Origin of the sequence: Streptomyces sp. NPDC006691 (assembly GCF_042869955.1) — a bacterium.
GTDB lineage: Bacteria > Actinomycetota > Actinomycetes > Streptomycetales > Streptomycetaceae > Streptomyces.
Genome location: NZ_JBIAGW010000004.1, coordinates 390,712 through 417,479, shown reverse-complemented (window position 1 = coordinate 417,479; position 26,768 = coordinate 390,712). Strand labels below are relative to the sequence as shown.

Below are 26,768 nucleotides of genomic sequence, written 5' to 3'. Positions count from 1 at the left end.
GGTCGTGCGACTCCGGCCCAACACACCACCGTAGTAACCCAGTTGCTGGTCCCGCCGCAGCACTGTCCAGTTGGCCGACGGCACGGTGGCCCCGCACGCCGATGGTTCGCCAGCGCTGTCCCGCGCCCGCTATAAAGGGCGGACCAGCAAGCCACTTCGGGGGAACCTCTTTATGACGACCCATGCCGTCGCTCGTCTGACGGCGCTCACCCAGGGGTACGGGGGCCGCAAGGTCATCGACGGCCTCGACCTGTCCATAGAGCCGGGTGTCACCGGTCTGCTCGGCCCCAACGGAGCGGGCAAGACCACCCTGTTCCGTACTCTCGCCACGATCTCACCACCCCAGGCCGGGGTGGTGGAGCTCTTCGGGAGGCCCGTCACCAGCGAACGGGCCGCCCGGCAGGTCCGTCGGCGCATCGGCTATCTGCCGCAGGACTTCGGCTACTTCCCGGCGTTCTCCCTCACGGACTTCGTCCGCTACTGCGCCTGGTTGCGCGAGGTCCCGTCGAAGCAGGCCGACTCCGCCAGCAAAGAGGCGCTGGCGGCGGTCGGGTTGGCCGACCGGGCCCGCGACCGGATGAAGTCCCTGTCCGGTGGCATGCTCCGCCGGGCCGGGATCGCCGCGGCGATCGTGGGTTCTCCGTCGCTGCTGCTGCTCGACGAGCCCACGGTCGGCCTGGACCCCGCGCAGCGCCTCGACTTCCGTGAGCTCATCCGCTCCCTCGCCCGTGCGGGGGCCGCCGTGGTGCTCAGTACCCATCTCGTCGAGGACGTGGGCGCCGCCTGCGACAGCGTCCTCGTGCTGAGCGGGGGCAGCGTCGTCCACAGCGGTACGCCGCGGCAGTTGGCGCAGCTGTCCGCGCCCACGGCCCCGGGCGACAGCCCGCTGGAGCGCGGCTACATGACCGTCCTGAACAGCCGTGGTCCGGCCGAGGAAGCCGCATGCTGAACGCATACCGCATCGAGCTCAGACGCTCGCCCCTGCTGACCGCCTTCCCGGTGATGATCGCCGTGGATCTGGTGGTGCTCTTCGGACGGTCGCGGTACTGGATCGGCGTGTGGCCCGAGGCGAGCGTGGCCGCGCAGGTCGTCACGATGTTCCTGGGCTCGGTTCTGGCAGGTGTCTCCGCCTGGCAGGCGGGCCGGTCCTCCCGGGCGAAGATGCCCGAGTTCCTGCTGGGCGCGGCCCGGCCCGGCTGGCGGATAGAGGCCGTGCGACTGGCCGCGACCCTCACGCTCGGGTTCCTCGCCTACGGCACCGGATGTCTCGTCGCCGCAGCGGTCTCGTTCAGCGACGCGGGTCCGGGCTTCCTGTGGCCGTCGTACCTGCTGCTCGGGGCATCGACGCTGATCATCTTCGCGTCCGTGGGACATCTGGCCGGGCGCTGGTGGCCTTCGGCCGGGTTCACGCCCGTCGTGTGCGCGCTGGGCTGCTTCATCAGCATGCTGGCCCTGCCGTTCCAGTTCGACGTCCTGGTGGGGCCGCCCGACACTCATCTTCGCCCGCTGCCGGTCGCTCTTCGTCTGCTGTGGGCCCTCGCGTTCGCTGCGCTGGCGGTGACGGCGCCGCCGAGGCGGAGAAGTTCGGCGGACCACATGCCCGGTAGGAGGGTGCCTCGGCACGTCCTGGGTGTCGCTGTCGTCTCCGCGATGTGCTGCCTGATCGCCGTCCCCGCGGTTTCGGCCGCCGGCGAACTGAGCGTGCAGCGTCCGGCGTCGGCGGTCACACCGCTGTGCGACCGCGCCGACGAGACCGCCCCGCGCGTATGCGTCTGGCCCGAACACCGAAAGTACCTGCCCGATCTGACCCGTATGGCACAGCGCCTCGGCCAGACGGCGACGGCACAGCCGAGCGTCGAAGCACCCGCCGGATTCGATGAGTTCGGGCTGCACCGGACCCTGCTGGGCGACCGGGGGTTCGACATCACCGAAGGGCACGTACGCACTGCCGCGATCGCCATGGCACACGAGGTGTTCACTGCCTCGTTCGGCAAGTGCCGGCCGCCTCAGGGAGAGACCCGGGCATGGCAGGCGATCGACAGCATCCACCTCTGGCTCGAATACCGGTCCATGGGCGAGGACCCGGCCAGCGCCGACCAGGGGGTTCACGCCGAAGAGGTCTCCGACGCCCGGCGCGAGGCGACCGGCGCCGCACGGATGTCATCGGCCGAGCAAGAGAAGTGGGTCGCGCGGGAGCACGCCCAGCTTCTTCGCGACCCTTCCTGGTGCGAGCCCCGTGAACCTCGCTGATCTGCTCCGCTACGCCCGGGTCCACCGGGGCGGGGAGGTTCTCGCCGCAACGGCAGTGGTCGCCCTCCTGTCGGCGCTCTTCGGCGGGACGCCCATCGCCCTTCCCTCCCTCGGCAGTGGCGGTGTCACCACGGGGGTGCCCTACCGTCAAGAGCTTCCGCTCCTCTCGGCCGTCTTCCTCACGGCCGCGCTCGACGGCGCGATGTCGGCGCACGACGCGATGGGAGCAGTCGGCATGCACCGGGTGCGCGCCGTCTACCACACCGCACTGTCCCTGGTGGTCTGCGCCTTCTCCTTCACCACGGAGGCGCTGGCCGTAGGGCCGGAGGCCGGCGCCGTCTTCGTACGCTCGGTGCTCATCTGGCTCGGCCTGGCCCTGCTCTCGGTCCGGCTGCTGGGACAACGACTCGGCTGGGCCGTCCCCCTGGCCTCCGCCCTCCTCCTGGTCTGGTATCCCTCCAACTGGTGGGACTGGACGGCCACTTCACCCTCTGATGCCTTCAGTTGGGCTCTGGCCGCCCTCGCGCTGCTGACCGGAATCACTACGATCGCCGCGACTCCCTGGCGGATGAGGGGCCTCCTGTTCAGGACAGGCATCCTGCGCGGAAAAAGTGGCTCCGCGGATGCACAGCGACGAGGTGGGCCCACGGTCTGAACCAAGACGGTGAGCCCGGCCCGGCGCGTACGGCTCGCTTCACGCACGGTTTGCTCCCGCCGTGAGCGATCAGCCGATCTCACGGGTCACCTCAGGGCGGACGGCAGGGTGAGTGCTGATTCAGCCGCGCGGATCGTCCAGGGCGGTAAATCCGGGCAGCCCTAGGCGCAAGCTGGTGGTCGTCAAGGCCGCCCGTACCACTCCCGTACCACTATGGAAAAGCCGCCCCGCGGGCGGGGCACAGGTATCCGCGACCGTCGCCCGCCCGCAGGGCCGCCCCGTTCACTCCCGGCGGTCGCGGCGCAGGACCCGGAGGGAGTGCGCCTCCAACGGGAATTCGGCGTCCGGCCCGAACACCGTCTCCTCCTCGTCCGCCGACGGCCTGGCGGTGTCCAGCGCGACGTGCCACTTCTCGCCGTACGCGGCCGGGGGCAGACGGAATTCGACCGGGTCCGTACTGCTGTTGAACAGGAGCAGGAACGTGTCGTCCGGGAGCGGTCGGCCCTGCGTGTCGCGTTCCATCGGCCGATCGGCGCACAGGTACACCGCGAGGGCGTGTGCGTCGCCGCGCTCCCAGTCCGCGTCACCCATCTCGCACGCGTCGGGGCGCAGCCACACCAACTCGGCCTGCTCCGGTGGGGTGTCGGGGGTGGGCCCGACGGGGAAGTGCCGGCGGCGCAGCCCCGGGTGGGCGTGGCGCAGGGCGACCGCGCGCCGGGCGAAGTCGAGCAGTTCGCGGCGTTCGTCGTCCAACTCCCAGTCCACCCAGGAGGTTTCGTTGTCCTGGCAGTAGGCGTTGTTGTTGCCGCCCTGGGTGCGTCCCAGCTCGTCGCCGTGCGCGAGCATCGGCACGCCCTGCGAGAGGAGGAGGGTCGCGATCAGGTTGCGCTGCTGGCGCAGGCGCAGCTCGCGGACGCCCGGGTCATCGCTCTCGCCCTCGACGCCGCAGTTCCAGGACCGGTTGTCGTCGGCGCCGTCCCGGTTGTCCTCGCCGTTGGCCTCGTTGTGCTTGCCGTCGTAGCTGACGAGGTCGCGCAGCGTGAAACCGTCGTGCGCCACAACGAAGTTGACGCTTGCGCGGGGCCGTCGCCGATCGTGCTGGTAGAGGTCGGAGGAGCCGGTGAGGCGGGACGCGAAGTCGGCGAGGGTGTTGTCCTCGCCCCGCCAGAAGCCGCGCACGGTGTCCCGGTAGTGGCCGTTCCACTCCGACCAGAGTGCGGGGAAGTTGCCCACCTGGTAGCCGCCGTCCCCGACGTCCCAGGGTTCTGCGATCAGTTTGACCCGGCTGATCACGGGGTCCTGCTGCACCAGGTCGAAAAAGGCGGAGAGGCGGTCCACCTCGTGGAACTGCCGTGCCAGGGTGGCCGCCAGGTCGAACCGGAAGCCGTCGACGCGCATCTCGGTCACCCAGTACCGCAGCGAGTCCATGATGAGTTGCAGCACGTTGGGGTGCCGCATCAGCAGGGAGTTGCCGGTGCCGGTGGTGTCGAAGTAGTGCGCCGGGTCGTCGTCGACGAGACGGTAGTACGCGGCGTTGTCGATGCCCCGGAACGACAGTGTCGGACCCTGCTCGTTGCCCTCCGCCGTGTGGTTGAACACCACGTCCAGGATCACCTCGATCCCGGCGGCGTGCAGCGCCTTCACCATCTCCTTGAACTCGGCGACCTGCTGGCCCCGGGTGCCGCCGGCCGCGTAGCCGTTGTGCGGCGCGAAGAATCCGATGGTGTTGTAGCCCCAGTAGTTGGAGAGGCCGCGGTCGACGAGGAACCCGTCCTGGGTGAACTGGTGCACCGGCATCAACTCGACCGCGGTGACGCCCAGTTCCTTGAGATGGTCGATCACCTCGGGATGTGCCAGGCCGGCGTACGTGCCGCGCAGCTTCTCCGGGACCCCGGGGTGACGCATCGTCAGACCACGTACATGTGCCTCGTAGATCACCGACTGGTGGTAGGGGTGGTCCGGCCGCCGGTCCCCCTCCCAGTCGAAGTCCCGGTCCGTGACCACGCCGAACATCCCGTGCCCGGCGCTGTCCAGGGTGTTGAGCGTTCCGGGCTTCTCCGGATCGGTGCTGAGCAGCGAGGGGTCGCCGTCGAGCTGCCCGTCCACAGCCGTGGCGTACGGGTCGAGCAACAGCTTGGCGGGGTCGCAGCGCTGCCCCTCATCGGGCCGGAACGGGCCGTGCACCCGGTAGCCGTACCGCTGCCCGGGACCCACCCCCGGCAGATAGGCGTGCCACACCGCGCCGTCCACGTCGGTGAGTGTCACGCGCCGCTCCTCGCCCGCCTCGTCGAACAGGCAGAGTTCCACCCGTTCGGCGACCTCGGAGAAGAGAGCGAAATTGGTTCCGGCGCCGTCGTGGACGGCACCGAGCGGATAAGGACGACCAGGCCACGTCTCCATCCGCGCATCAAAGCACGACAGCCCCGACCACGGATTCCGACGCGACCGCACGTCGATCGGTTACTTCTCCCCTCCGCTCCCCTCCGCCAGACGTCAGGCGACTGCATCCGTCGACACCGAAACGGTGACACCCGGAGGTGGACTCGTGGAGTAGAGCCGTTCAGGCAAGGCTCAGAACAGCACAGATCTCTTTGCCGCCAGAGGGCAGAGACCTGAGAGAGACCCTGTCGGCGAGGGTCTGCACGATGGACCAGCCATAGCCGCCCTCGACCGGCTGGCAGTCGGACCGGCTGGGGATCCTGGGGAGACTGTCGCTGCGGTCCGCGACATGGAGAAACAGGCGTCCGTTCTGCACCTCCTGCTTGCAGGCCGACAACCCTTCACCGTGCCGCAGCGCGTTCGTGATCAGCTCGGTCACGACGAGGAGCGCGTCGGCGACACGTTCCTCGGAGGTGGCGGGGGCCGTCCGCCGGATGGCGTCGACGACCTGCGCACGGGCCCGGGCGGTCTCCGGCGCCTCGGCCGTGGTGCAGACGCGCTGGTGCATGGTGCTCTCCCTCGGAACGCAGGCCCTTCCGCAAAGGGCGACGGAATGTGAGCGGCACGGTTCTGCCGCCCCATCCCAGCCTCCCCGCTGGGCGCCCCCGGCAGGCGCGGCAGAGGTCACCATTGCCGGGGTCCATAGGCTTCCGGCAGCGGCGTCGCATCTCCACCTATCGGCCGATGCGGCAGGCCGAATACCTGCCCGTACGATCTAGGCCTTTGGATCTTGTGAGGAGCCCTTCGTGGAAATCTTCCGCTTCGACCGTGCGGAAAGGGTCATCGATCGCTTCGGCAGTGTGGGGTCCACCGCGTCCTCCGTCGCCGCCGGGACGGGGGCCGTCCACCTGACCTGCCTGACCATTGAGCCCGCCGGCACCATTGGCAGCCACCCCGCGCCGGTGAGCCAGCTCTTCCTGGTCATCGCCGGCGAAGGCTGGGTGGCCGGCCCGGACGGGCGCCGTATCCACGTCTCAGCCGGCGACGGTGTCCGCTGGGAACCCGGCGAGGAACACGCCTCGGGCACCTCCACCGGCCTCACCGCCCTGGCTCTCGAAGGTGCGGCCCTCGACCTCTTCACCCTGGACGCGCCCTGACCCGTAACGCACGCCCCGGTGTGGGCCTGCCACACCGCACTCGGCGGCCTCGGCCCCCACTCGTACGCCGCCGGTCGCCGGCCTTGCAATGCCGGTCACCCGTCGTCATCCGTCATCCGTCATCCGTCATCCGTCGATGGCTTGGTAGAGCGTGGCCCAGAAGTCGTGGATGAGCCGCGCCGAGTCCGGGGTGGACATCCCGACCTGGGTGAGCAGGACTCCAGTGAGCTGATTGCCCGGATCCGCGTAGGCCGTGGTACCGGTTCCGCCGTCCCAGCCGAACTGGCCGATCGGGGCGTGGTCCCCGCGCCGGGTGCGTACCGCCATCCCGAAGCCCCAGCCACCGTGCTGGCCTTGGCCGACGGTGAGGTGGGCGATGTTGCGGTACATGGTGTCCCGGGCTGCCTGCTGTGCGGGGGTGAGGCGGTTGGTGGTCATCAGCTCTACAGCGGGCCGGGACAGGATCCGTTCGCCGCCGTGCATGCCGTGGTTGAGCAGCATCCGGAAGTAGGCGTGGTAGTCGTCGACGGTGGAGACCAGTCCACCGCCGGCACACTGGAACGCCGGCGGCCGGCTGCTCCTTCCGCCCTCCGCCTCGTCCCACACGAGGAACTCCCCGGACTGCGGGTCAGGCCCGTACAGGGGCGGCAGCCGATCGATCTTGTCAGCGGGTACGTGAAAGGCGGTGTCCCGCATTCCCAGCGGGTCCAGGATACGTTCACGCAGGAACGCTTCCAACGGACGGCCCGTGACCCTGGCCACGAGGACTCCGAGTACTTCATTGCTCAGGTCGTACTGCCACCGCTCGCCGGGCTGGTACGAGAGCGGCAGTTCGCCGAGGCGGCGCATCCACTCGTCCGGCTCGGGCGCCGGCCCGGACACCACGCTGTAGTCGGTCCGCTCGAACGTCGCGGCCCTGATCGGTGAGTCCAGCAGCTCGAAATCCACGCCGAGTCCGAACGCCGAGGTCAGCAGGTCCCGTACGGTGATCGGCCGCCGGGCAGGCACCGTGTCGTCGAGCGGCCCGTCCGGTCGCTTGAGTACGCGGCGGTCGGCGAGTTCGGGCAGCCACGGGTCCACCGGCTCGTCCAGCCGCAGCCTGCACTCGTCGAGCAGGACCATGGCCGCCGCCGTGGTGACCGGCTTCGTGGTGGACGCCATCCGGAAGATCGTGTCCCTGCGCATCGGCGGTCCACTGTCGTGGCGCATGGTCCCGATCGCTTCGACGTGCGTCCGGTCGCCTCGGCCGACCAGGGCGACAAGTCCGGGAATCCGCTGGGACTCGACGTGCCGCTCCAGCACCTCGCGCAGTCTGCGCAGCCCTGCTTCGGAGAAACCGCTGTTGGTCTCGCTCATCATGAATGTCCTGATCCCTCGTCTGTCGTATGCATGCGTTCACACGCGATGCCGTGGCCGCCTCCGCTGAGAGGAGACGGCCGGGCCTCCTTCGAGGTGGCCATGCGGTGAGCGTGCACCCTGCCCCGAGGTCAAGGTCAATCTCATCTCGGTCACCGAGCGACGCCGAGTACCGTCCAGTACCGCCGAGCGACGTCAGGGGCCGCGGGCAACCGCGGGCGATCGCGGGGCCGTCGGGGAGCCGGAGAATCGGCTCCGGTCCGACTCCGGTCCGGCTCCGGCCTCGGCTCCCGCTCCCGCTCCCGCTCCCGCAGCGCGCTACCCTCGCGCTTGGGATGCCGGCCCCTGGCCCACCCGAAGGCTTCCGGGCCGGTGTCAACACGGGTCGAGTGTCCGTAATCACCCAGGAAATGAAGGTGTGTTGAGGCGATGTCACGCGGACTCACGATCGGGCAGGCGGCGGGATACGTCGGCATCACCATCAAGACCGTGCGGCACTATCACCGACTCGGTCTGGTCGCGGAGCCCGAGCGGGACAGTTCCGGCTACCGCCGTTACGGCTCGGCCGAACTCCTGCGGCTGGTCCAGGTGCGGACCCTGGCGGGGGCGGGCGTACCGCTTGCCGAGGTCGGTGAGTTGCTCGACGCCGGGCCCGAACGGTTCGCTGCCGCCCTGGACGACGTCCACCGTCGGCTCACCGCGCAGGTGGAGGAGCTGATCGCCCGGCGCGACACACTGCACCGACTGGCGCAGGGCGACCGTGCCCTGCTCCCCGACCGGGCCTGCGCGGTCCTCGGCCGACTCGCCGGGCTCGGCTTCGAGCCCGATTACGTGGCCGCTCAGCGGGAGGCTCTGATCCTGACCAGGGCGCTGGTTCCGGAGTTCTTCGAGGGCTTCCTCACTCGACTTGACCACTCACTCGACGATCCCGAACTCGTCGAGCTGACGAAGCATTGCCTGGAAGCCGGTTCATGGAATCCGCAGGACCCGCGGATCGAGCAGCTGGCGTCCGCGATGGCCGAGAGGCTGCTTGCGGACCCTACGCTCCTGACGCTGCCCACCGCCGGCCGGAGCCAGTCGGAAGCAGCCGCCCGTTACGCGCTGGTCGATCACCATCGGGAGGAGCAGGCACCCTCCATGGCCCGCATCAACGCGCTGGTCGAGGCGAAGCTGCGCGCGGCAGGTGTGGCCGTCCCCGGCCGGTGACGGCCCCGCAGTCGTGAGCACAAGTGGTCGCTGCCAACGCGGGCGGGTTCGCGGAGTGGGTCAGAGGAGTGGGTCCGCGGAGTGGGTCAGAGGAGCAGGTTCGCAGTGTCTGAACTGACGCTCGCATGAAGGGAGTTGCAGCCGTGCCTTCGTATCGGCACGGGCACTCGTCATCGGCCCGGGGTGAGCACTCGTCCTTCCGGGACCTCATCAGTCGACAGGGGTGTCCCGTTCCAGGCCCACATAGCTATCTCCGGCAGCGAGTCGTCGACCCACTCGATGTCCCGGCCGGCATGGATCCGCTGCCCGAGCGTGCGAAGCTCCCCGGTGGGCTCGGCGGCGACGACCACGTGCCCCTGACCGGCCAGCGCGGCGGCATCGCGGCCGCTGCCCGCGCCGATGTCCAGGATCCTCCCGGGTCGCGAGGGGAACAGGTGCAGTACGTCGCGGTGGACGTCATCGAAGGTGACGCTCTCGTACTGCTCGACGAGCACAGTGGCGGCTTCGCCGTAGCCGGCGGTACTGGCAAGGGGCTTCGGATCGATCACTTGTAGAGATTACCGAGCCGTGCCCGACGGCCTGAAGCCCGGGCGGGCGTCAACGGCCGCCGGTCCGCGCAGTAATCTTCGCTCCCATGGGGTTGGACATCACCGTCATGATCGTCGACTGGAAGTGGTTGAGGGACGCACCCCGGCCGGAGCGCCTGTCCCGACTGCGGGACGCCTGGTACGCGGACGAGACGGGCCTGTGGAACCACGACCGGCCAGGAGTCAATGGCGACTGGGAGTGGCCGCGAGGACCCGACGGCGGCCATTTCGCCGTGTACGAATTCCGGGACACCCTCGGCTCGTTCAAAGCACACTTCTGGGCCGGACAGCGGTGGGAACAAGTCCGCGACCGTGCCGACCCGTCGCTGCGTACGAGTCTTGACGCCCTGCTGCTCGGGCTGATCTGGCAGGGGCTGGATGGTGAGGCCGAGCACGTCGACCCGGGCTTCTTCAGCGAGGATCCCAGGATCTCCTACGGCATGCTCGTGGCCCGCACGCCGGAAAGCGTTCGCGGCCTGGCCACGTTGTGGGAGGAAGCACGGCCCGCGATGGGCGGGTTGCGGGAGGCATTCGAGCGCCATGCCGCGGTCGCGGACGGCTGGGTGGGCCGATTCGACGCGTTCGTAAGCCTGTTGGAGGAATGGAGCCACGTGCTTGCGGCGGCCGCGCAGCGTGGGTGGGGAGTCGTGGGGTTGAGCGAGTAGCCGGGTTGTCGACGCTCGCCTCGGCCGACCGAGTACCCCAAACCCCGGCAACTGCTCTGCTCACCGGGTGGGTTCGCGGTTGTAGAGCTTCTTGGCCCACAGGTAGCCGCCGAGGGCGATCAGGGCGCACCATCCGACGGCGAGAATCGCGTTGTTGCCGATCGGGGTACCCATGAGCAGCCCGCGCAGGGTCTCGATGAACGGGGTGAACGGCTGGTAGTCGGCGAACCATCTGAGCCCGGCGGGCATCGAGTCGGTAGGGACGAATCCGCTGCCCATCATCGGCAGGATCATCAGTGGCGTCAGCATGTTGCTCGCGGCCGCGACGCTCTTGGCCATGAGGGCCAGCGCGACCGACAGCCAGGTGAGGGCGAAGATGATCAGCACGAGCACGCCGATCGCGCCGAGCCATTCACCGAAGTCCGCGGTGGGCTCGAAGCCCACCAGCAGGGCGATGCCGGTGACGATGGTCATGCTCAGCAGGGTCTGGGTCAGGCTGCCCAGCACGTGGCCGGTGAGCACCGAGACCCGGGCGATGGCCATGGTGCGGAATCGGGCGACGATGCCCTCGGTCATGTCGATGGCCACCGAGATCGCGGTGCCCTGGGCAGCGGTGGCCGCGGTCATCAGGATGACTCCGGGGACGACGTAGTTCACGTAGGTGTCCCGGCCGCCCGGCCCGCCGAGGCCGCTGCCGAGAATGCCTCCGAGGACGTAGACGAACAACAGCAGGAAGACGACCGGGACCCCGGCGGTGGTGAGGGTGAGCGTCGGGTAGCGCAGCATGTGCCGCAGTTGGCGACGCAGCATGGTCGCCGAGTCGGTGAGGGCGTGGCCGGCGGTGCTCATCGGGCGGGCTCCTGTTCCGTGACGGGGTTGCCCGTCAGTGCGAAGAAGACATCGTCGAGGTCGGGGGTGTGGATCTGGAGTTCATCCACGGTCAGCGAGTCGCGGTCGAGCCAGTCAAGGAGTGCGCGCAGCGACCGCACGTCGCCCCGGCCGGCGACCTGAAGAGTGAGTGCTTCATCGTTGCGGGACACCACGTCCAGGGTCCGGGCCGCGTGTGCGTGGCCGTGTGCGTCGGCGAACCGCAGGGTGATGTGGCCGCCGCCGACCTGCTGCTTGAGATCCTCTGCCGTGCCCTGGGCGACGAGCTTTCCCTGGTGCAACACCGCGATCCTGTCGGCGAGTTGGTCGGCCTCTTCGAGGTACTGCGTGGTGAGGAAGATCGTGACGCCTTCGTCGGTCACCAGCCCGCGAATGATCTCCCACATGGTCCGCCTGCTGCGCGGGTCCAGCCCGGTGGTCGGCTCGTCGAGGAAGATCACTCGCGGTCGGCCGACCAGGGTCATCGCGAGGTCCAGCCGGCGGCGCATCCCGCCGGAGTACGTCACCGCGGGCTTGCGGGCCGCGTCCATCAGATCGAATCGCGCCAGCAGTTCGGTGACGCACTGCCGCCTTTCCCTCCGGGGCAGGTGGTGCAGATCGGCCATCAGCAGCAGGTTCTCCTCGCCGGTGAGGAAGCCGTCAATCGCGGAGAACTGGCCGGTGACGCCGATCGCGGCACGAACCGCGTCCGGATCACGGACCACGTCGTGGCCGGCGACCCGCATCTCCCCGGCATCGGCGCGGATGAGCGTGGACAGGATCTGCACCATCGTGGTCTTGCCCGCGCCGTTCGGACCAAGGAGCGCGAAGACCGAACCTGCGGGGATGTCCAGATCGATGCCGTTCAGCACTACGTGGTCGCCGTAGGCCTTGCGTACCGCGGTCGCCAAGAGCGCGGGGTGATCGAGATCGGTAGGCATGGTGTCACTTCCGTCGATAAGCTCTGAACCTTCACAGTAATGAAAAACTTACGTTGCATACATCAAAGCGTCAATCAGCATCATGCGAAGCGACGGAGTATGCGCAGGTAGATGAGATAAATCGTTGCATGAGGGGTGCCTACTAATGCAACGGGTTGCGTTGCATTAAACTGGCACCGACGCCAATGACGGAGGACGCCCGATGCCTGGTGACCGACTGACCCTCCAGGACCGGCGGCAGATCGCCGCAGGACTGCGCGAGCGGCTGACCTACGCCGCCATCGGCCGCCGGATCGGACGGCCGACCTCGACCATCACCCGCGAGGTGGTGCGCAACGGCGGGCCGCGCGGCTACCACGCCGAAGCGGCCCACCAAGCCGGCACACGACACGTGCGACAGGGCAGGACCACCGCGCCGACAACCTCACGGGGAAGCGTCGACCTGGGCGGGCGTGATCCACGGCTCGTGGACGAGGTGGGTGCGCAGAGCGCTGAACTGATGGTTCAGGCCGGGCTCCCGCCGATGATGGCCAAGGTGCTCGCCGTACTCTTCACCACCGACAGTGGCAGCCTCACCTCCGCGGAACTCGTGCAGCGCCTGCACGTCAGCCCCGCCTCCATCTCCAAGGCCATCGGATACCTGGAAACCCAGGCGCTCGTCAAACGCGAACGCGACCCGCACAGCCGCGCCGAACGCTATGTCATCGACGACGACGTCGTGTTCACATCCATCATGGCCAGCGTGCGCAACCAAACCCAGATCGCCGAGACGTGCATGACTGGAGCCCAAAGACTCGGCCCCGCCACCCCCGCCGGCGCTCGGCTGGAGAGCACGAGCCAGTTCCTCCGCCACGTCGTCGACGACCTGGTCCGCTCGGCCGAGCACTGGCACAAGATCTACTCCACCGCCCCCCGAAGGGCATCCGAAACCGACTGAGCCGGTCACATCGGTCGGTTCGTGCGCGCCTCAGGGCAGTTCGCGCGGGCCGGCCGGACGGGCCCCCGGGGCAGCTGAGGGCCGACTGCCACGGCCGCCGGCCGCCCTCGTACGCTGGTGCCTCCGGCGGGGGAGCCGGGCGAGCCGGGAGTAGAGCGGATGGCATTCGGAAGAGACAAGACGGTCGAGCCCTTCGAGCCGATGCACTGGACCGAGATGACTCAGTTCACCGTCGGCCGGGCCATGCGGTACACACTCCGCAAGTCGAAGCGGGGCGCCGGCCCGCATGCGATCCGGTTCCCCAGGGCCCGCGGCGGCAACCAGTACTTGGTGCCCGGCCTCTACATCGTCCCCGCCGAAGGCGACGCCTCCCTTTCCAAGGCGGGCTTCCGTCTCTTCGAGGACGAGGGCGGCCGGCACCTCCTGTGCAGTGTGCTCCCGGACGGCTCCGATCGCTACCGAGTGACGGGCACCGACGGCCAAGAGCTCGGCTCGGTCCGCCGTACGTCGCTCAGCAGGCGCCTCACCCACCAGGGCTTGTGGCTGGAGCCTGCGGGGCACCCGGCCGTAGTCGCCCGCCACACCTGGGCAAGAGGTGGCATACGGGCCGCCATGGAACGGGGAATGGGCCACGCCGCGGAGCGCGTTCTGGACTCCCTGGTGTCGTTCGGGGACGACGGGGGCTCCGACAGCGGCGCCACCCCCAAGCCGGTCGTGTGGGCAGTGGAGACGGACGGCTCGGAAGGGGAGCTCGGGGAAGCGGTGCTGACCCTTCCGCGGCCCACCCAATTCCCGAAGTGGTACTTCGTCGTGCGGGACAGCCGCTTGGACAAGCGCCTCGCCTTCGCGCTGGTGGTGCTGCGCGAGAGCGAGACCTTCGGCGCCGACCGCCGCTGAACGGCGGCTGCGGCACCCCGCCGGGCGTGTCGGGCAGGCACGCCCCATGGGGCGGATCAGTGGAGCGTGGGCCGGTAGATCAGCTCCTGGATGTGACCGTCGAGCGTCCGGTTCTCCACCAGCTCCAGGTCGAAGTCGGCCGCGCCCTGGAAGATCGGGTCCAGACCGGTCCGACCGGTGATGACGGGAAAGAGCGTCACCTGCACGAAGTCGACCAGGCCGGCGGCCATCAGGGCCCGGTTCATGGACAGGCTCCCGTGCGAACGCAACGGCACTGCGGATTGCTCCTTGAGCCGGGTCACCACATCGACGGCGTCCCCGCTCACGACGGTGGCGTCCGGCCAGTCGAGGGGGGCTCGCAGCGTCGTCGACACCACGGTCGTCGGCATGTTCCGCATCCGGGTGACCCACTCATCACGTACATCGGACTGTTCGTCACTCTCGGCCAGCATCTCCGCGAAGGCCCGGTACGTGTTTGCGCCGAAGACCATCCGACGCTCCGTTCCGTACAGCTCGGCGCGGCGGTCCAGCAACTCGGGGCCCTGTTTGCCCCAGTATCCGCTCCAGTTGGCGCTGGCCGCGCCGAAGCCGTCAAGACTGCAAAAGACGTCGAAGGTGTAGGTGGCGGCCATGGCGTACTCCTCGGATCGTTGGGCGGTGGCCTGAACACGAAGGCATGAACACGGGCGGACGGCGCCCGGAGCCAGGCGCGTTTCACCGACCGCCCTTCACACAGGCCCCGACCGTCCTACACATAGACCCCGGACGCCTCCGAAACTCATCGCCACGCCCGCGCAAAGTGAGCCCGCCAAGGAAGCGGGCCGCAGTCTCCACGACATGCTGGATCCCGCGGTGGGCTGCGCCCGGCTGAGCGGATGCCGCCGCCAGGGGGCCGGCGACGGCATCCGGAATCGAGCCCAGCACGCAACGCATACTGCTCGACCATGCACGTCATCGGGCGTGGGAGTGCCCTCGGTGCCCGGACGGCGTCCCCGTAGCTGAACGGCACCGCCCGTCCGCGCCACTTCATCGCGGTGCGCACCGCAGGTCAACACGCGCCCGGATGAAGCAAGTTCATATTTCAATGATTGGAACGAGGGCACCTCCGCCGTTCCGCTCACTGGAACGGCGGGACGAGTCAATCCGTTGCGTGTGGCCCGTAAGGCGCGTGGCGCCACACGCCCTACGGGGCCTCGCGCCATGCGAGCCGCACGCGATATGGGGCTTCACGGCGTCGGAGCGTCGGCCGACGCGAGGTCCCATGCGACGCGAGCGGCCTTGTCCACCAGCGCGACCAGGTCGGGAGCCGAGGAGTCCCGGCTCAGGTGGCGGAATTCCGTGCCCAAGGTGATCGCGAGCCGCTCGGGAAGCCCCAGCCCCGGATAGCGCCCTTCCTTGAGCAGAATGCGTACGGCGTCGACCGCGGTCCGCCCCTGGGCATGCAACATGTGCGCCTGGCCGGCGAGGTCGTCGAGATATGCCTGGTGCGTCCGCAGGGCGTCGACGTTCATGAGCGGGCCATGGCCCGGAACGATCCACTCCGGGTCGAGTGCCAGGATCCGTGCGCAGGCGTCCGAGACCCGCGCGATGGGGCCGGCCCAGTGGCAGGGGTGGTCGCCGGCGAAGACGATGTCACCCGCGAACACCACGCGCTGTTCGGGCAGATGCACGATCAGGTCACCCACCGTATGGGCGGGCCCCACCTCGATCAGCTCGACGGGTATGGCGCCGACCTGGATGTCGTGCCGACCGGTGAAGGTGGTGGTCGGAGGAATGACTCGTATGCCCGAGAAGTCGAACTGCCCGAAGTGCTGCCGGAAGTACCAGCCGAGAGGCTGCTCCGGGTCGCTGTCACGGCTCAGTGCGGCGAGTTGCCGAGGCGTCGGCTCAAGGCACTGGTGTTCCAGCGCGGCTTGGGTGGCGACGATCTCGGCGTCGGGGAGTTGTTGCAGGCCCCAGGTGTGGTCACCGTTGGCATGGGTGACGGCGACCCGGTTCAGCGCTGTGTGGCCGACCGCTGCGCGAGCGGCGTCGAGGAACTCGTCGGTCAGGGCCGGGGTGTAAGGCGTATCGATCACCAACGTCTCCCCCTGAGAGGCGATCAGGCCGCAGTTGGCGAGGCCCCATCCCCCGTCCTGGCCGGGCCGCCACGCATGTGTCCCGGGGGCAATCTGGTGCAGTTCAGAAACACGTGTCATGGGAATGCATTGTGGTCCCGGTGGGGGGTCCGGCGAAAGTTGCCGCCTCGCGGAGCCCCGCCGTCAGGGCTTGGGGTCGAAAACCAGGAAGAAGAACCGCGCGCCCGGGCTGAGGAGCGGCTGCGCGGCGCACATGGTGACGTTGCCGCGCTGCGAGGGGGCATGCCGGTCGCAGCACCTGTCCCTGGTGTCGGGGCTGTTCGGCGGGACCACGTAGGCCGCGTGGCGCATGGTGCGGGTGTCGCCGTCGGGATGGACGTAGGCGACGCTGTGGCGATAGATCGGGCCCGCCACCGGATCTTCGTTGACCTCGTGGTCGAGCCGCTGGAGGTCTTCGTTGTCGGGATAGGAGGCCACAGCGGTGCGCAGTTGCGCCGCCACCGGCACGGCCCATTGCTTTTCCCAGTCGACCAGATGGTGTTCGCGCGCGTCCTCGCGGAGCAGCATCCAGCGCATCAGGTTCCGTTCCGGCAGGCGCGGGGGCTGGCCCTCGTCCTGGGGGAACATCGAGATGAAGTCCTGGTTGGCCGCCAGGACGTTCCACGCGACGTCATTGATGTAACAGGGCTGGCCGGACACCTGGTTGACGGCCTTCTGCCACGCCGGCCCCACGTTCTTGCCCGCCGCGGGGTCCATGGGAATGGGCGGTTCGTAACCCAGCGCATAGATGTAGAGCGCGGCACGCTCGCGCTCCGCCATGCGCAGCACCCGGGCCACGGCGTCGAGGAACTCCCGACTGGGCGCCGTCATCTCGCCTCGCTCCAGGAGGCCGTAAGTGCGTTCCGTCACGAAGAGAGCCTGGGCCACCTGCGCCTGCGAGAGCCCGGGCGAACGACGGCCCCGACCGGTCCGCTTGGGTATGCCGAGCTCCGACGGGTCTATCTGAGCGCGCTTCCACTGCAACAACTGCTGCAGAGCACCCCTGTTGTTCATGCTGTATCCCCTCCCCGATGCTCTCGCCGCGGTCGGCCGCGGCGAATTACCGGAAGCTCCCTTTCCTGAAATTCGCGGATCTGAAAATTCAGAGCCTGGTGAACGGGATCTTGTCCGGGAACACTCGACCCCTGGACCGAACGTGCGTTGTGGGAGACGCACTGGTCCCTTACCGCGAGGGGGAGTTCGCGTTGCTGCACCCTGCCGTCACAGCACCCGACCGTACCGTCGGCGCCGTGGGCCGCACCATGGCGGTGCTCCGTGCGCTGAGTCGGCTCGGTCCCGCTGAACAGCCGTTGGCCGCGATCGCCGAGGCGGCCGACCTTCCCGCCGCCACTGCTCACCGATATCTTCGGGCCCTGGTTCGCGACGGTGCGGTCGTACAGCGGGGGCCGCGCGCCGCGTACACGCTGGTCGACGCCCTGCACCGTGCCCCCTTTACTCACGCGGCCGACCCATATCCGTCGGCTGATGCCCCCTCACCTGCGGTGAAGGCTGAACTGGTCACCCTACAGTCGAGGACGGGTCAGATCGTATTCGTTTACCGTCCCCATTTGATCGGCACTCCGCAGAGGAACTGCGTGGAGCGGGTATACGGTGCGCACGGCGAGGAATTGCTGACGGCACCGCAGAGGACGCTGCGGGCCCTTGAGTCGGCGCCGCTCGAAGCGGACGCCGCGGGACTCGCGATCCTTGCCTGCCTCGGCACCGCGACCGGCACCAGGAGCGACGTTTCACGGATCCGCCAGGAGGGGCATGCGGTGGGGCCTTCTCCGCTGCCGGGCCGCGTCATGATCGCAGCCCCCTTCTGGTACGGCTCGGCGGTGGCCGGGTCGGTGGCTCTGCTCACCGTCGAGGCCCAGATGCGAAGGGAAGCCACCCGCGCCCGGTACGTCGCCGCCACCATGGACACCGCTGCCGCGCTGAGCGGCCACCTGACCCGCTCGGGAGCCCGTCGAGCCGGCTGACGGACCGCGATCCGGCCCCGATCGGCGCGAGGCAGGCCGCGGACTCAACCGATACCAGAGGTACCGACACCAGAGGTGGAGAGGGCGCGCGCCCTCTCCACCTCTGGTGCGCGCGCTTCTCCATCTTTCGTGCGCGCACTTTCCGTCCTCTGGTGCGCGCGCTTTTCGTCCCGTTCAGCTCTTATCGCCGACGGCAGCCTCCGTGGCCGCGATGAAGCTCCACTTCGGCGCACCCGGGTCGCCATGCACCCCGACGCTGCCCCTCCGAGACTGCTCCTCCGAGACTGCCCCTTTGAGGCCGCTGCCCCATCAACGGCCCGGGCCGGGAGCGTGGCCCTCGGCCTGTCCGCCAGGACCACGGCCAGCGCGTCGCAGGCGGCCCCCGACGGGAGCGGACCGCCGCCAGACCGGAGGGGAACCCTCCACAGGGACGACAGGGCCGAGGAGCCCTGGGCAATGTTCCGCCCGGCTGCGTTCCGCCTCGGGCAGCGCACCCCGGATCGAGCCGTGAATAATGGCCGCCAAGAGGGTCGGACGATTTTTCCACTGAAATACCCACCGGTTAAAGGGTATTGATCACTTGCCGTCGATCTGCTAGGAGGGCAGGCACCCCGTGGACAAGGCTGCACTCAAGAACTTGCTGGAACAGAGGCGGGCCGAGATCCGCCCGGAGGACATGGGTCTCCCCCGCCCATCCGCCCGCCAGGGCCGTCGGGCACCCGGCCTGACGCAGAGTCAGATCGAGCGTCTCCTCAACCGGGCCGACGGGGTCTACCAGCGCCTTGAGTCCGGCCGCTATGCCAACCCACCCGCCGACCTGCTCCAGGACGTGGCCCGGCTGCTGGGCATGAACGAGCACGAGTGGGACGCCCTGTGGCGCTACGCGACCGGCACCGAAGCCCCCCACCCGCTGCACCCGACCTCAGGACAGACGGTCTCCGACGTGTGGCTCAACGTCCTGCCCCATTTCAGCGACATGGCGTACATCAACAACGAGAGCTGGGAAGTCCTCGGCGGGAACGACGTCTGGAAGCGGCTGTTCCCCGACCAGGCGCCTCCGCAGAACACCATGCGGTGGATGCTTCTCCATCCGGACGCCCACAGGATCCTCACCAATTGGGAAACCGCCTGGGCCCCGCTGGTCATCCCCCAGTTGCGGGCGGCCCTGGCGTCGCGCCCGGACGACGAGATCCTCCGGACGATCGAGAAGGACGTACTGGCAGATCCCGTGGTCGGCCCGCTCTACAAGTCGGTCCCGGACCGTTTCGTGACGCTCGACGGCGATGAACGACCCCTGCTGCACCCCGAACACGGCCCGTCCTGGGTCACGGTGTGCGCTGCCGAACCCGTGGGCAGCCCAGGGGCGCGACTGATCATCCTGCGTCTCTCGTCCGAGTCACGGCTGGGCAATCCGCTACCACGGCCCAAGCCAGAAGCTGGCATGTAACGCTGCATACAACGCTCATTTCCATGCAGCTGCCCGGCCGAATCGGACTACGACACTCGGGAACTACATGCGCCCCAGCTACGTATCACGCCCCGCCGTCTTCCTCCCCGAACACCGGATCAGCACCGACGAGATCATTCACGACATCGCAGCACACCACCCCGACCATCCCCGCCTGCGGGCCCTGCGGCGCACCATCGAGAACACGACCGTGAGCAGCCGGCACTTCACCCGCCCCTTGGCCTCGGACGTCGTCTCGGGTACGGCCGGCCTGGAAGCACGTGTCGTCGCAGCCTTCACCGACGCCCTGTCGATGGCCGAACGCGCGGCACGCCAGGCACTCGACGACAACGGGCTCAAAGCCACGGACATCGACGCCGTGGTGACCAGCCACTCCACCTCGTGGGCCGTCCCCCAGCTGGACATCCGCCTCATCGGATCGCTCGGCATGAAGCCTTCGACGCGCCATCAATCCCACACCACACTGGCCTGCGCCGGCGGCACCCAGTCGTTGATCGGGGCCGCTCAGACAGCGGCAGCGCTGCCCCGCGGGGCGAAAGTCCTCGTCGTGGTCTCAGAAGTCATCAGCAGCGTCTACAACCACGCGGACGCCAGCGTCGAATCCATGGTCTACAAGGCGCTGTTCGGCGATTCCGCCGCCGCCTGCATCGTGTCGGACACTCCCCTGGGCCCGGGCCTGCGCATCGAGGATTCCTGGCAGTACCTGCTGCCCGACAGCATCGACCGCTACAGCGGGCGCTTGGACAGCACCGGGCTGCATTTCGACAGCTCCAAGGAAGCGCCGAAAGCCGCAGGAGAGGTCATGGGCCCGTTGGTCGACTGGCTCGGACCCTGGCGCCCCACCGTTCCCGTCATCCATCCGGGCGCTCCGGGAATCATCGACACGGTGTCCGCGAGCCTCGGCCTGGAGCCGGAGGCGGCCAGGCATTCACGCAACAGCCTTGCGGAGAACGGAAATCTGGGAGGCGCGGCCGTACTCGATGTCCTCCGGCGGACCCACCGCGAACCCCCGGCCTCCGGAGACGGGGCGCTCATGGTGGCGTTCGGCCCCGGGTTCTTCGGTGTGGCCTGCCGCGGGACCTGGCTCAACTGACGGGCGTGCGGCCGTCCCAGTAAGGGGGAGGTCCGGTAAGGGGAGAGCACCCGTTGGAGCCGGAGCTCCCGTGAGAGGCGGGGCGCCACCTGCGCCGAAGCCTCGTCGGCAGCCGCGCTCACCGCCAGGGCCCGGGCCGACTGACTCCGCGTTGCGCGTGCCGGCCCGCCCCGCCGGGGACGGGCGCCCGGCTCCCCTGTCCAGTTCCAGTCAATGGAACAGCCGCCTCAGCCGATTTCGCCCCCTGAAATATGGACTGTGCCGTGCGGTCCCGACTTGCCGTGCAGCCGTGCCACGGGGTGAAGTACTTCTTGTCGGCGCGTCGGGGGGACACACGGGGGAGCGCCGCACCAGCACGCGGGGCACTTGTCGTGCCCGATGGACGTGCGCGGTCGAGCAGCACGCCTCGCGATGCTGGACTCGATTCCGGATGCCGCCGCCGACCTCTTGGCGGCGGCATCCGCTTGCCACCCGACCGTCAGACCGGTGGGTCATTTCGGTGAGTGGAACGGCCGCCGGGTTTCATTCCGCGCATCGAGACAAGGCTGGTCTTCACGACCGCCCACCTTGCCGTTCGCCCCACGGCGCGATGAAGTACGGGAGTCGACGCGCCGGGTGCACCGGGGGCGTCGGACAGGCACCGAGGGCACTCCCACGCTGGCCCACGTGCGCAGTCGTGCGGCCATGCCGGACAGCACGGCTGCGGGGGCGGTCGCCGTTCCCCCGGGGACGGCCCCCACTCGGGGCGGCCTCCATCTCAGACTTGACATGGAGGCCGCCGGCCTCAACCAACTGACGGGACGTCAGGACCCAGGTGACGCCGGCAGGCGTCCCCCCTCGGTGAACCAGTGCCGTCGTACGGCATCCGTCGGTCTGGGATCGCCCAGGGAATCGCGGCCCCAGACCGCCAGGGCTTCGACGACCTCGCGCAGCGCCAGCCCGCGCGGGGTGAGCGCGTACACCATCCCGCTGGCAGGACGCTCCAGTTGGCGCCGCTCGACCAGACCGTCGCCCTGGAGTTGCTTGAGGCGTGCGGCCAGGACGTCGGTGGAGACGCCCGGCAGGTCGGCGTGCAGGTCGGTGTAGCGCCGCGGCCCGTGCAGCAGCTCACGGATGATCAGGAGGCTCCAGCGCTCCCCCACCGCGTCCAGGGCACGGGCGACCGCGCAGTACTGGTCGTAGCTCCGGTGTGGCATGACGGACAGCATAACCGAGGGGTTGGACTTTCCAAGTCGGCACTTGGTAGAACAAAGTAATCGCGAGGGTGCGGATGACATAGCCAGTGACAGTGACGGTCGGGAGGCCACTGATGGAGTTTCGGCAGTCCAGCAAGCTGAAGGACGTGTGCTACGAGATCCGGGGCCCCGTGGTCGACCAGGCCAACGCCCTTGAGGAGGCCGGGCACAGCGTCCTGCGGCTGAACACGGGCAACCCCGCACCGTTCGGCTTCGAGGCGCCGGAGGAGATCCTCCAGGACATCATCCGCAACCTGCCCCAGGCCCACGGCTACAGCGACGCGCGGGGCATTCTGCCCGCCCGGCGCGCGGTGGTGCAGTACTACCAGCAGCGCGGTGTCGCGGGTGTGGCGGTCGATGACGTCTACCTCGGCAACGGCGCCTCCGAGTTGATCCAGATGGCCGTTCAGGCGCTGGTCGACGACGGTGACGAAGTGCTGGTGCCCGCCCCCGACTTCCCGCTGTGGACAGCGGTGGTCCGCCTCGCCGGTGGCCGTGCCGTGCACTACATGTGTGACGAGGAGGCGGACTGGTACCCGGACCTGGACGACATCGCCGCGAAGATCACCGAGCGCACCAGGGCCATCGTCGTCATCAACCCCAACAACCCCACCGGCGCGGTCTATTCGAAGGAACTCCTGGAAGGAATCCTCGAACTCGCCCGGCGGCACGGGCTCATGGTGCTCGCGGACGAGATCTACGACAAGATCCTCTACGACGACGCCGAGCACCACTGCCTGGCCGCGCTCGCCGACGACGTGCTGACCCTGACGTTCAACGGCCTGTCCAAGGCGTACCGGGTGGCCGGATTCCGCAGTGGCTGGCTGGTCGTCTCCGGCCCCAAGGGGCAGGCCAGGGACTACCTCGAAGGCCTGTCCATGCTGGCCGGAATGCGGCTGTGCCCTAACGTGCCGGCGCAGTACGCGGTCCAGGCCGCGCTCGGCGGCCACCAGTCGATCCACGACCTCACCCTGCCCACGGGCAGACTCACCGAGCAGCGCGACATAGCCTGGCGAGCTCTGAACGACATCCCGGGCGTGAGCTGCGTCAAACCCAAGGGTGCGCTGTACGCCTTCGCCAAGCTCGACCCCGCGGTGCACAAGATCGTCGACGATGAGCGTTTCGTCCTGGACCTGTTGCTGCGCGAGAAGATCCACATCGTGCAGGGCACCGGCTTCAACTGGCCCCACCCGGACCACTTCCGCTTCGTCACACTCCCCCGCACCAGCGACCTGGAGACCGCGATCAGCCGTATCGGCCGTTTCCTCGCCACCTATCGCCAGTAGCACGTCGGCGAACACCCCGGCCGCGGGCCGCACCAGCGGCCCCCCTTGATGCCGCCGCTCCGCCCCCAGGTCTGCCGGGGCGCGGCATTACGGGCCTCGCAAGGGGGGCATGCGGGGGGGCGTCGCGCCTGACCGTCGTCCGGCGGGTCGCCGGGCGCTCGACCCGCGGCCGGGGGAAAAGGTCGAGCCGGCCCGGACCGCTCGACCCCACCCGCGAATGTGGCACGCTCGCTCTGCACGATCACCACACGGACGATCGTGAGAGTTTCCAACTCCACACACCTTCAAGCAACGTGACGCCCCATCAGCGATGTGCTGGAGAGGCCACTGCGCATCACCAGCACCGAAGATCCGACGAGAGGTCTGCGGCTGGGACGGGCCAGCTGCTAGAATGCACTCGTTCGCCTTCGGCGCCCCAACTAGGTGCGTGCGGAGGCTTTTTTCATGCCTTCTGCCACACCTGCCCCTATCTCCCTTCCCACCACCGGCTACCGCGACCTGCTCCGCAACCGCGAGTTCGCCGGGCTGTACTCCAGCTTCACCCTGACGGTCGCCGCGAGCACCCTGTCGGGCTTCGCCCTCGGCACCCTGGTCAGCCACCAGACCCGGTCCCCGTTCCTGACAGCCGTGAGCATGTACGGCGCCGCGTTCGCGACGGTACTCGGCGCCTTGACACTGATGTCGGTCGCGGACGGAAACCGGCCGCGCCGAACCCTCGTGGCGCTCCAGTGCGTCTCGCTCCTGGGCCTCGCCGCACAAGCGATTCCAAGCCTTCCGCTCCCCGTCCGCTTCGGCCTGCTCCTCATCCTGGGGTTCTTCCAGTCGCTCGGGACCGGAACCCGGATGGGCCTGCTCGCCGAAGTGGTGCCCAACTCCGCCTACGCACTGGCACGTTCGCTGCTGAACATCACCTCGGGCGGCATGGCCGTCCTCGGCTACGCCATCGGCGCCGTGCTACTGCGGTACCTGAGTCCACAGGAGGTCTTCACCATCGCGACGGCCCTGACCGGAGTCGCCCTGCTCATCGTGGCGGCCACCGTCCGGGAACACTCGATCCGTCTGACCCGTCGCCCCGGGCCGCGTCAGACCTGGAGCACCAACATCGCCCTCTTCTCCCACTCCGGGCAACGCGCCCTACTGCTCAACCTGTGGGTCCCGAACGGCCTGATCGTCGGCTGCGAGGCACTGTTCATCTCGTACGCCCCGCATCACGCCGGCACTCTGCTGGCCGCTGGATCGGCAGGCATGCTCCTCGGCGACCTCACCGTCGGACGACTGCTCACCGCCGCGCAGCGGCGCCGCTGCGCGTTCGCGCTGCGCCTGCTGCTCGCCGTGCCGTACCTGCTGTTCACCGTCCACCCGCCCCTACTGATGGCGGCGGTCGCGGTGTTCGTCGCCGGCGCCGGGTTCGCCGCCACCCTGCCACTCCAGGAGCAGCTTCTCGCACTGACCCCCGACCCGGTACGCGGCCAGGTCCAGGGCGTCGAGTCGGCCGGCCGGATGACATGGCAGGGCCTCGGGGCCGCGATCGCCGGCGGCGCCGCCCAGTACCTCACCCCCGGCGTGGCCATCACGGCCGTGGCGGCCGTCTCCGTCGGCATCACCGTCTTCACCCGGCCCCTTGTGCTCCGCGCCCGACCCGTCCGCATCGGCGCGGACGTTGACGCGAACAACGTATGAGCCAGCCCAACCGCACCCGGCGGCCCGCCCCTGCGGCCGGAGCGCCGTTTCCCTGCCCATGCCCATAGCCATGGGAGAAGCGGTCCCCACCGTCGTACAGCTGTCGGCCGGGAAGGCGCTGATCGTCCGCGGCGGCGGACGTGTCTCTCGACTCGCTCGGCCACCCGGACACGATCCGGAGCCATGGGATCGGGGTCGGCAAGACCGCCGAACGGCTCGGCGAGGCCCGGTCACTGGCGTTGGTCGCGGACGACGAGATCGGCGAGGCCCTGGAACTGCTGTGGGGCACCGCGGCGGTGAACACGTGGAACTCCCGTCGGGCGGGAGTGCTGGCCTGGCCCGGCTGCTGCCCCGGCTCCGCAAGGGCCGTACCCGCGGGCCGGTGTTTGTCACCCACCGCCGCCCGGGGCCTGGCAAGGTCGTCAGCCCGGGCGACGTCTGCCCAGATACCGGGCTGACCCGCCTCTCGTACGGGCAGGCCCGCCCGCTGCTGGACGAAAACCCCGCGGTGCGCGGGCCCGGAACGGGCTGGGACCTGTACGAGTGCCAGCACTCTCCCTGACTCACCTCGGTGAACAGGGTGCGTCGCTGCTGATGCTCATGGCGAAGTCCCGGCACAGAAAGCCGGCACAAGAAGCCGGAGAACGTCCGCAGCCATTTCTAGCCGTCCCCGGAGGCGATCGCGGAGCTCACCAGCCGCTGGCCCGCGGCGACAGCAGGCGCTGAACGCAGAAGCGGTTCTGTGCTGTTCTTTCCTGCTTTGATGTCCATTCTGCGCAGGGGATCAGCTGTCCAGTGAGAGGGCGTTTTTGGCGTGCGCGGCGGATTCCTCCGAGGCGGGTCCGCCGGGATTCTCGGTGGCCAGTGCCTGGTTGAGGGTCGCGAAGGGGCGCATCCGCCGCTCGTAGCGGGCATACGCGGTGCGGTGGTCGCCGTTGGCTTGGGCAAGGCAGTCGGCCAGTACGTGGGCGCCAACGAGGGCCAGGCTGGTGCCCTGCCCCGAGAGGGGGGAGGGGCAGTAGCCGGCGTCTCCGAGCAGAGTCACCCGGCCCCGCGACCACTGGTCCATGCGGATCTGGGCCATGGCGTCGCAGTAGAAGTCGGGTGCCTTCCGGGCGGCCTCTGCCAGGCGGGTCCCTTCCCACCGTATCGACGCGAGCTTGTCCACGACGAGCTGCCGCAGGGCGCCGCTGTCGCGGAGGTCGTGGGCGAGAGGGGCGGACTCGAAGCCGAAGGCGATCCTGAGTTCGCTGTTGTCGCGCACGGGCATAATGCCGAATCCGCTGTCGCCGTCCCGCAGCCACATCTGCCAGTTGTCCAGGGCGAGGAAGTTGTCCGAACTGAACACGGAGAGATAGCTGCCCAGGTGGTGGGTGAAACGCTCCTCCGGGCCGAAGACCAGGCGTCGTACGGTGGAGTGGAGGCCGTCCGCCCCGACCACGAGGTCGAAGGTGCGGGACGGTCTGTGCGTGAAGTCGACGCGCACGCCGGTCTCATCCTCGTCGAGGGCGGTGACACTGTCGCCGAAGAGGTACTCGACGCCTGCGCGCGTGTGCTCGTACACCATCCGTACCAGGTCCTCGCGCAACACCTCGATGTCTTCGCTGTCGAGCCGGCCGCTGCTGAAGGTCGCCTCGGTGGAGCGATCGGCCTCGTGGCCGTCAGGGGCGAGGATCGACATTCCGCGCATCCGGGTCCTTACGCGGCTTGCCTCCTCCAGCAGGCCCATCCGCTCCACGACTTCGAGCGCGACGCCGCGGATGTCCACCGCCTGGCCGCCGGGGCGTTGGCCCGGGGCGCGTTCGACGACGGTGGGCGCGAAGCCGTGGCGGCGCAGCCAGTAGGCGAGGACGGGCCCGGCGATTCCGCCGCCGGAAATGAGTACGGTCTGCATGAGAAGTTCCTCCAGCGCTTCTTACGATGTACGCGCACTGAACGTACGACGTACGCACACGCCATCCAACTGGCCAAGCACCGTATCTGTACTAGGTCAGACGGCTCATGCTCGGC

General features: G+C 69.0%; 23 protein-coding genes and 3 pseudogenes. 15 read left to right on the top strand and 11 right to left on the bottom strand.

The window, feature by feature from the left end; genetic code table 11:
• Positions 1-172 precede the first annotated feature (172 nt).
• Genes ACFYNP_RS12030 through ACFYNP_RS12020 form a run of 3 tightly spaced genes read left to right on the top strand, consistent with a single transcriptional unit; the run spans position 173 to position 2,905 of the window.
• On the top strand, positions 173-949 hold the full coding sequence (locus tag ACFYNP_RS12030; protein ID WP_388410059.1) for an ATP-binding cassette domain-containing protein: 777 nt from the start codon (positions 173-175) through the stop codon (positions 947-949).
• The gene (locus ACFYNP_RS12025; RefSeq protein ID WP_388784934.1) at positions 943-2,250 is read left to right on the top strand and encodes an ABC transporter permease; all 1,308 of its coding nucleotides are present in this window, start codon (positions 943-945) and stop codon (positions 2,248-2,250) included. The genes ACFYNP_RS12030 and ACFYNP_RS12025 overlap by 7 nt, the downstream gene beginning before the upstream one ends.
• Positions 2,237-2,905 carry a hypothetical protein gene (locus ACFYNP_RS12020; protein WP_388784932.1) on the top strand — a complete coding sequence of 223 codons (669 nt, stop codon included), beginning with the start codon at positions 2,237-2,239 and terminating at the stop codon, positions 2,903-2,905. Before ACFYNP_RS12025 ends, ACFYNP_RS12020 begins: the two co-directional genes overlap by 14 nt.
• Positions 2,906-3,187: 282 nt before the next feature.
• Here ACFYNP_RS12020 and glgX read toward each other — a convergent pair whose 3' ends face one another.
• Both glgX and ACFYNP_RS12010 read right to left on the bottom strand, forming a co-directional pair.
• The gene (gene glgX / locus ACFYNP_RS12015; protein WP_388410066.1) at positions 3,188-5,305 is read right to left on the bottom strand and encodes a glycogen debranching protein GlgX; all 2,118 of its coding nucleotides are present in this window, start codon (positions 5,303-5,305) and stop codon (positions 3,188-3,190) included.
• Positions 5,306-5,465: 160 nt separating this feature from the next.
• Positions 5,466-5,852 carry an ATP-binding protein gene (locus ACFYNP_RS12010; protein WP_388784930.1) on the bottom strand — a complete coding sequence of 129 codons (387 nt, stop codon included), beginning with the start codon at positions 5,850-5,852 and terminating at the stop codon, positions 5,466-5,468.
• 238 nt (positions 5,853-6,090) lie between these two features.
• On the opposite strand from ACFYNP_RS12010, the gene ACFYNP_RS12005 reads away from it, so the two are divergent.
• Positions 6,091-6,441 (top strand): cupin domain-containing protein, encoded by a 351-nt coding sequence (locus tag ACFYNP_RS12005; RefSeq protein ID WP_388784928.1) that lies wholly within the window; start codon positions 6,091-6,093, stop codon positions 6,439-6,441.
• A 126-nt stretch (positions 6,442-6,567) separates the two neighbouring features.
• Here the strand turns inward: ACFYNP_RS12005 and ACFYNP_RS12000 are convergent, their stop codons facing one another.
• Positions 6,568-7,797 carry a serine hydrolase domain-containing protein gene (locus ACFYNP_RS12000; protein ID WP_388785281.1) on the bottom strand — a complete coding sequence of 410 codons (1,230 nt, stop codon included), beginning with the start codon at positions 7,795-7,797 and terminating at the stop codon, positions 6,568-6,570.
• A gap of 429 nt (positions 7,798-8,226) precedes the next feature.
• On the opposite strand from ACFYNP_RS12000, the gene ACFYNP_RS11995 reads away from it, so the two are divergent.
• Positions 8,227-9,003, top strand: coding sequence for a MerR family transcriptional regulator (locus tag ACFYNP_RS11995; protein WP_388784927.1), 777 nt, complete (start codon positions 8,227-8,229; stop codon positions 9,001-9,003).
• 170 nt (positions 9,004-9,173) lie between these two features.
• On the opposite strand, the gene ACFYNP_RS11990 is transcribed toward ACFYNP_RS11995, so the two are convergent.
• A complete protein-coding gene (locus tag ACFYNP_RS11990; protein ID WP_388410077.1) occupies positions 9,174-9,551 on the bottom strand; it encodes a class I SAM-dependent methyltransferase in 378 nt (125 codons plus the stop codon).
• 86 nt (positions 9,552-9,637) lie between these two features.
• Here ACFYNP_RS11990 and ACFYNP_RS11985 point away from each other — a divergent pair, with 86 nt between their 5' ends.
• Positions 9,638-10,255: a hypothetical protein gene (locus ACFYNP_RS11985; protein WP_388410080.1), complete on the top strand. Its 618-nt coding sequence runs from the start codon at positions 9,638-9,640 to the stop codon at positions 10,253-10,255.
• A 60-nt stretch (positions 10,256-10,315) separates the two neighbouring features.
• On the opposite strand, the gene ACFYNP_RS11980 is transcribed toward ACFYNP_RS11985, so the two are convergent.
• Complete coding sequence (locus ACFYNP_RS11980; protein WP_388784925.1) at positions 10,316-11,104, bottom strand: ABC transporter permease; 789 nt, start codon at positions 11,102-11,104, stop codon at positions 10,316-10,318.
• On the bottom strand, positions 11,101-12,063 hold the full coding sequence (locus tag ACFYNP_RS11975; protein ID WP_388784923.1) for an ATP-binding cassette domain-containing protein: 963 nt from the start codon (positions 12,061-12,063) through the stop codon (positions 11,101-11,103). Before ACFYNP_RS11975 ends, ACFYNP_RS11980 begins: the two co-directional genes overlap by 4 nt.
• 202 nt (positions 12,064-12,265) lie before the next feature.
• Between ACFYNP_RS11975 and ACFYNP_RS11970 the strand changes: the two genes are divergently transcribed.
• A complete protein-coding gene (locus ACFYNP_RS11970) occupies positions 12,266-13,000 on the top strand; it encodes a helix-turn-helix domain-containing protein (RefSeq protein WP_388784921.1) in 735 nt (244 codons plus the stop codon).
• A gap of 159 nt (positions 13,001-13,159) precedes the next feature.
• Positions 13,160-13,897, top strand: coding sequence for a hypothetical protein (locus ACFYNP_RS11965; RefSeq protein ID WP_388784919.1), 738 nt, complete (start codon positions 13,160-13,162; stop codon positions 13,895-13,897).
• A gap of 56 nt (positions 13,898-13,953) precedes the next feature.
• On the opposite strand, the gene ACFYNP_RS11960 is transcribed toward ACFYNP_RS11965, so the two are convergent.
• From ACFYNP_RS11960 to ACFYNP_RS11950, 3 genes are all read right to left on the bottom strand, one after another.
• Complete coding sequence (locus ACFYNP_RS11960) at positions 13,954-14,529, bottom strand: dihydrofolate reductase family protein (protein ID WP_388410093.1); 576 nt, start codon at positions 14,527-14,529, stop codon at positions 13,954-13,956.
• A 594-nt stretch (positions 14,530-15,123) separates the two neighbouring features.
• Entirely contained in the window at positions 15,124-16,095 is a 972-nt protein-coding gene (locus ACFYNP_RS11955; protein ID WP_388784918.1) for an MBL fold metallo-hydrolase, read from the bottom strand.
• Between the two features lie 63 nt (positions 16,096-16,158).
• On the bottom strand, positions 16,159-17,028 hold the full coding sequence (locus tag ACFYNP_RS11950) for a helix-turn-helix transcriptional regulator (RefSeq protein WP_388410098.1): 870 nt from the start codon (positions 17,026-17,028) through the stop codon (positions 16,159-16,161).
• A gap of 17 nt (positions 17,029-17,045) precedes the next feature.
• On the opposite strand from ACFYNP_RS11950, the pseudogene ACFYNP_RS11945 reads away from it, so the two are divergent.
• From ACFYNP_RS11945 to ACFYNP_RS11930, 4 genes and pseudogenes are all read left to right on the top strand, one after another.
• Positions 17,046-17,405 (top strand): annotated as a pseudogene (locus tag ACFYNP_RS11945) (helix-turn-helix domain-containing protein); the annotation flags it as partial.
• Positions 17,406-17,609: 204 nt separating this feature from the next.
• Positions 17,610-17,996, top strand: a complete 387-nt coding sequence (locus ACFYNP_RS11940; RefSeq protein ID WP_388410916.1) for a hypothetical protein — start codon at positions 17,610-17,612, stop codon at positions 17,994-17,996.
• 613 nt (positions 17,997-18,609) lie between these two features.
• A complete protein-coding gene (locus ACFYNP_RS11935) occupies positions 18,610-19,443 on the top strand; it encodes a helix-turn-helix domain-containing protein (RefSeq protein WP_388410101.1) in 834 nt (277 codons plus the stop codon).
• Positions 19,444-19,510: 67 nt separating this feature from the next.
• A complete protein-coding gene (locus ACFYNP_RS11930) occupies positions 19,511-20,557 on the top strand; it encodes a PhlD (protein ID WP_388784916.1) in 1,047 nt (348 codons plus the stop codon).
• Positions 20,558-21,399: 842 nt separating this feature from the next.
• Here ACFYNP_RS11930 and ACFYNP_RS11925 read toward each other — a convergent pair.
• A pseudogene (locus tag ACFYNP_RS11925) lies at positions 21,400-21,753 on the bottom strand (winged helix-turn-helix transcriptional regulator); the annotation flags it as partial.
• Positions 21,754-21,866: 113 nt separating this feature from the next.
• Here ACFYNP_RS11925 and ACFYNP_RS11920 point away from each other — a divergent pair.
• The 3 genes and pseudogenes from ACFYNP_RS11920 to ACFYNP_RS11910 all read left to right on the top strand — a co-directional run bounded on the left by ACFYNP_RS11920 (position 21,867) and on the right by ACFYNP_RS11910 (position 25,484).
• The gene (locus ACFYNP_RS11920) at positions 21,867-23,078 is read left to right on the top strand and encodes a pyridoxal phosphate-dependent aminotransferase (RefSeq protein ID WP_388784914.1); all 1,212 of its coding nucleotides are present in this window, start codon (positions 21,867-21,869) and stop codon (positions 23,076-23,078) included.
• A gap of 444 nt (positions 23,079-23,522) precedes the next feature.
• Positions 23,523-24,758, top strand: coding sequence for an MFS transporter (locus ACFYNP_RS11915; protein WP_388784912.1), 1,236 nt, complete (start codon positions 23,523-23,525; stop codon positions 24,756-24,758).
• 70 nt (positions 24,759-24,828) lie between these two features.
• A pseudogene (locus ACFYNP_RS11910) lies at positions 24,829-25,484 on the top strand (hypothetical protein).
• Positions 25,485-25,542: 58 nt separating this feature from the next.
• Here the strand turns inward: ACFYNP_RS11910 and ACFYNP_RS11905 are convergent.
• On the bottom strand, positions 25,543-26,652 hold the full coding sequence (locus tag ACFYNP_RS11905) for an FAD-dependent monooxygenase (protein WP_388784910.1): 1,110 nt from the start codon (positions 26,650-26,652) through the stop codon (positions 25,543-25,545).
• Between the last annotated feature and the right edge of the window lie 116 nt (positions 26,653-26,768).

Coding starts and splice junctions, on each gene's coding strand:
- ACFYNP_RS12030 (WP_388410059.1), top strand. CDS start 173: ATGACGACCCATGCCGTCGCTCGTCTGACGGCGCTCACCCAGGGGTAC.
- ACFYNP_RS12025 (WP_388784934.1), top strand. CDS start 943: ATGCTGAACGCATACCGCATCGAGCTCAGACGCTCGCCCCTGCTGACC.
- glgX (WP_388410066.1), bottom strand. CDS start 5,305: ATGGAGACGTGGCCTGGTCGTCCTTATCCGCTCGGTGCCGTCCACGAC.
- ACFYNP_RS12010 (WP_388784930.1), bottom strand. CDS start 5,852: ATGCACCAGCGCGTCTGCACCACGGCCGAGGCGCCGGAGACCGCCCGG.
- ACFYNP_RS12000 (WP_388785281.1), bottom strand. CDS start 7,797: ATGAGCGAGACCAACAGCGGTTTCTCCGAAGCAGGGCTGCGCAGACTG.
- ACFYNP_RS11995 (WP_388784927.1), top strand. CDS start 8,227: ATGTCACGCGGACTCACGATCGGGCAGGCGGCGGGATACGTCGGCATC.
- ACFYNP_RS11985 (WP_388410080.1), top strand. CDS start 9,638: ATGGGGTTGGACATCACCGTCATGATCGTCGACTGGAAGTGGTTGAGG.
- ACFYNP_RS11980 (WP_388784925.1), bottom strand. CDS start 11,104: ATGAGCACCGCCGGCCACGCCCTCACCGACTCGGCGACCATGCTGCGT.
- ACFYNP_RS11975 (WP_388784923.1), bottom strand. CDS start 12,063: ATGCCTACCGATCTCGATCACCCCGCGCTCTTGGCGACCGCGGTACGC.
- ACFYNP_RS11970 (WP_388784921.1), top strand. CDS start 12,266: ATGCCTGGTGACCGACTGACCCTCCAGGACCGGCGGCAGATCGCCGCA.
- ACFYNP_RS11965 (WP_388784919.1), top strand. CDS start 13,160: ATGGCATTCGGAAGAGACAAGACGGTCGAGCCCTTCGAGCCGATGCAC.
- ACFYNP_RS11960 (WP_388410093.1), bottom strand. CDS start 14,529: ATGGCCGCCACCTACACCTTCGACGTCTTTTGCAGTCTTGACGGCTTC.
- ACFYNP_RS11955 (WP_388784918.1), bottom strand. CDS start 16,095: ATGACACGTGTTTCTGAACTGCACCAGATTGCCCCCGGGACACATGCG.
- ACFYNP_RS11950 (WP_388410098.1), bottom strand. CDS start 17,028: ATGAACAACAGGGGTGCTCTGCAGCAGTTGTTGCAGTGGAAGCGCGCT.
- ACFYNP_RS11930 (WP_388784916.1), top strand. CDS start 19,511: ATGCGCCCCAGCTACGTATCACGCCCCGCCGTCTTCCTCCCCGAACAC.
- ACFYNP_RS11920 (WP_388784914.1), top strand. CDS start 21,867: ATGGAGTTTCGGCAGTCCAGCAAGCTGAAGGACGTGTGCTACGAGATC.
- ACFYNP_RS11915 (WP_388784912.1), top strand. CDS start 23,523: ATGCCTTCTGCCACACCTGCCCCTATCTCCCTTCCCACCACCGGCTAC.
- ACFYNP_RS11905 (WP_388784910.1), bottom strand. CDS start 26,652: ATGCAGACCGTACTCATTTCCGGCGGCGGAATCGCCGGGCCCGTCCTC.